Origin of the sequence: Streptomyces sp. NRRL B-24572, from assembly GCF_002156145.1 — a bacterium.
GTDB lineage: Bacteria > Actinomycetota > Actinomycetes > Streptomycetales > Streptomycetaceae > Streptomyces > Streptomyces vietnamensis.
Window position 1 is genome coordinate 1 of the sequence record NZ_MWIG01000415.1, and the last position, 3902, is coordinate 3902.

Consider the following 3902-nt stretch of genomic DNA (forward strand, 5'->3'; position numbering starts at 1 on the left):
CGTCGAGAAGGGCACCGCCGACCCCGAGGAGCTCGCCGCCATCACGGCGGTGCCCTTCTCGACGCGGAGAAGGTTGGCGGGGGTGCTCACGTGGGTGACTCCTCTTGACGAGTCTTACTGAGGCGGGTTGCCGTGCTTGCGGGACGGCAGGTCGGCGTGCTTGGTGCGGAGCATCGCGAGGGACCTGATGAGCACCTGGCGGGTGTCGGCGGGGTCGATGACGTCGTCGACCAGGCCGCGCTCCGCCGCGTAGTACGGGTGCATCAGCTCGGCCTTGTACTCCTTGACCATGCGGGCCCGCATGGCCTCGGGGTCCTCGGCCTCCGCGATCTGCTTGCGGAAGATGACGTTGGCGGCGCCTTCGGCGCCCATGACCGCGATTTCGTTGGTGGGCCAGGCGTACGTCAGGTCGGCGCCGATGGACTGGGAGTCCATCACGATGTAGGCGCCGCCGTAGGCCTTGCGCAGGATCAGGGAGATCCGGGGCACGGTCGCGTTGCAGTACGCGTACAGCAGCTTCGCGCCGTGCCTGATGATTCCACCGTGCTCCTGGTCGACGCCGGGCAGGAAGCCGGGTACGTCCAGAAGGGTGATGATCGGAATGTTGAAGGCGTCGCACATCTGGACGAAGCGCGCGGCCTTCTCGGAGGCCTCGATGTCGAGGACGCCGGCGAGCGACTGGGGCTGGTTGGCGACGATGCCGACGACCTGGCCGTCGAGCCGGGCCAGGGCGCAGATGATGTTGCGGGCCCAGCGCTCGTGGATCTCCAGGTAGTCGCCCTCGTCGACGAGCTCCTCGATGACCTTGTGCATGTCGTACGGGCGGTTGCCGTCGGCGGGCACGAGGTCGAGGAGGACGTCGGAGCGGCGGTCGGCCGGGTCCTCGGAGGCGACGGTCGGCGGGTTCTCGCGGTTGTTCTGCGGGAGCATCGACAGGAGGTAGCGGACCTCCGCGATGCAGGTCTCCTCGTCGTCGTACGCGAAGTGCGCGACGCCCGAGGTCTCGGCGTGCACGTCGGCGCCGCCGAGGCCGTTCTGGGTGATCTCCTCGCCGGTGACCGCCTTGACGACGTCCGGGCCGGTGATGAACATCTGCGAGGTCTCGCGGACCATGAACACGAAGTCCGTGAGGGCGGGGCTGTACGCGGCGCCGCCGGCGCACGGGCCGAGCATCACCGAGATCTGCGGGATGACGCCCGAGGCCTTGGTGTTGCGCTGGAAGATGCCGCCGTAGCCGGCGAGGGCGGAGACGCCCTCCTGGATCCGGGCGCCGGCGCCGTCGTTCAGGGAGACCAGCGGCGCACCGGCCGCGATGGCCATGTCCATGATCTTGTGGATCTTGGTGGCGTGGGCCTCGCCGAGGGCGCCGCCGAAGATCCGGAAGTCGTGCGCGTAGACGAAGACCGTGCGGCCCTCGACCGTGCCCCAGCCGGTGACGACACCGTCGGTGTACGGCTTCTTGGCCTCCAGGCCGAAGCCCTGCGCGCGGTGCCGGCGCAGCTGCTCGACCTCGTTGAAGGAACCAGGGTCGAGCAGCAGCTCGATGCGCTCGCGCGCGGTCAGCTTGCCCTTGGCGTGCTGGGCCTCGGTGGCCCGCTCGCTCGGTCCGGCCATCGCCTGCTCGCGCAGGACGTGCAGCTCGGCCACTCGGCCACGGGCGTCAGCGGGCTCGCTCGGGATCTGGTCCACAACGGTCATGTACCGACCCTACGAAGTCACACAAGAAAACCCCGCCGTCGACTCCGTACAGTCTCGCGTGTCGAATCCTGGTGGGGCTGGACAGAACCCTCGCCCCTCCAGCCCGAGTCAACAGCCAGACACCCCGAGTATTTGTCAGGTTCCGACATAGACCTAGAGGAGAACCTCGCAACCGTGGGTCGCACCCCCGGTACCCGGGGTGATCCGCAGCCGCAGCTCGGAGCCGGTGGCGAGGACCTCCACCGAGGGGTCGTGGCCGACCACGCCGCGGACCGGACGGTTCCACACCAGCTCGAACGACTGCCCCGTGCGGAGCGGCTCGGAGACCCTCAGATCGAGGACGGAGCGGCGGCGCCGGACGAGGACGCTCGCGGGCGCGGTGACCGTGAGGGGGCCCACCGTACCGGCCTGCCAGAGGTTCGCCGCGGTCAGTCCGAGGGACGGGACGGCGACCGCCTGCCGCTCGGCGGTGTTGTCGAGAACGTGCAGCCAGCCGGGGTCCGCGGCGCGGGCCGCGAGCGTACGCGGGGAGGCGCCCGGCATCAGGAGGTACGCGTACGAGGCGGCGACCGGGTCGGTGCCGTGGTCGAGCCAGAGGGTCTGGTACCTGCGGGTCCTGCGCTCGGTGGAGCTGGTGGTGTTGATGTCGCTCCAGGCGCCGGTGCGGTCCTCGCGGAGGGTACGGAGGTTCCCGGCGCCCTCCGGGAAGACCCAGCCGCCGTGTCCCTCCAGGTGTGCCCAGCCCTCGCCGGTGGTGAGGACCTGGGTGCCCGCTTCCCCCAGGAGCCGGTTGTCGACGACCGTCTCGACCGGCACGCCGTCGGTCGCGGTGATCCCGGCGCCCAGGCAGATGACCGCGTCCGCCGCGCAGAACCAGGACTTGCGGGCCTCCAGGGTGGAGCCGAGGCCCTTGAGGTGCTGGCCGACGGCCGCGTACTCGCCGTCCGTGGCGCCGCCGACCCAGCGGACCGCCGGCCGGGACGCGCCCCACTCGCCGCCCGCCCGGTCGGCGAGGCGCTTGGTGGAGACGGTGGTGCCGGGCAGGCGGTACGGGTCGACGGTGGGCCAGAACCAGTCGGTGTACTGGTCGCCGAGGTCCGGGGTCCACCAGGAGAGCATCCCGGCGCCGGTGTGCCAGCCGCGCGGGTTCTCGCCGTTGCCGCACTCGTAGTACGCGATCCGGTTCGAGGCCATCGCGATGTTCGCGGCCCAGCCGGGGCGGCGGTGGACGGCCCGGTCCATGGCGGCGAAGAGCCGGTGGCCGGTCGGTTCGGGTGCGGCGGGGAGCGGGGACGCGGCCACGGCGTGCAGCCGGGCGAGGTCGGCGACGCCGAACTGGCGGGCGGCGAGGACGGGGGAGACCGTGTCGCGCTCGATCCAGCCCTTCACGCGCGCGTGCCACCGGTCCCGCTCGGCGGCGGAGGCCCCGCCCGCGAGGAGGGCGATGGCCGCGATGACGCCCTGGCCGTGGAAGTGGTCGGAGCGCATGATCCGGCGGTCGTCGTTCTTGAGGTAGCCGCGGCTGATGGCGCGCCCGTTGACGCTGTCCATCATCAGTCCGTCGTAGAGGAAGGGCGCGTACGCCTTCTCGACGCTGTCCAGGACGATCTGGCGGTTCGGGTCGGTGACGGCCCAGGTGGACCCGGCGAGGAGCGAGAACAGCTTGCCGAGGCCGTCGAGCATGACCTGCCCGTAGGTGCCGGAGTAGGCGACCCAGGTGTGCTGGACGAAGGAGCCGTCGGCGTAGAGGCCGTCGCCCTGGGTGACGTACGGGAAGACGGGCGAGAGGGCGTCGCGGGCGAGGGCGATCTTGGCGGGGTTCGCGCCGAGGACCCCGCGCAGCGCCACCGAGCGGCACAGGTCGACGCGATTGGCGCCGGTGGAGGTGCCGCTGTACTGCGCGAGGGCCGAGTCGGGCACGAAGTGGTCGACGGCGGCGCAGGCGGCGGCGATGCGCTCGGCGCCGAGGCGGGGGTGGAGGGCGGCGACGATGTCCATGAGGAGGCGGGGGCTGCCGATCTGCCATTCCCACCAGTTGCCGGGGCGCGGGGCCCCCGCCCTGTAGACGGTGGCGGAGAGGTGGTCGAGGCCGCGCAGCACGTCGGCGAGCAGGCTCTCGTCGCCGGTGAGTCCGGTGCCGGGCTGTATGTACGCCTGGGTCATGGTCCACAGGCGGCTGTAGCTCTGGGTGACGCCGGCCGGCG

General features: G+C 71.5%; 2 protein-coding genes. Both read right to left on the reverse strand.

Going from position 1 to position 3902, the window contains the following annotated elements; all coding sequences use genetic code 11:
* Positions 1-114 precede the first annotated feature (114 nt).
* The gene (locus CCN56_RS24080) at positions 115-1698 is read right to left on the reverse strand and encodes an acyl-CoA carboxylase subunit beta (RefSeq protein ID WP_086829915.1); all 1584 of its coding nucleotides are present in this window, start codon (positions 1696-1698) and stop codon (positions 115-117) included.
* Between the two features lie 153 nt (positions 1699-1851).
* Positions 1852-3902, reverse strand: a 2051-nt coding sequence (locus CCN56_RS24085; RefSeq protein ID WP_179199969.1) for a polysaccharide lyase 8 family protein, incomplete at its 5' end; no start/stop codon positions are given.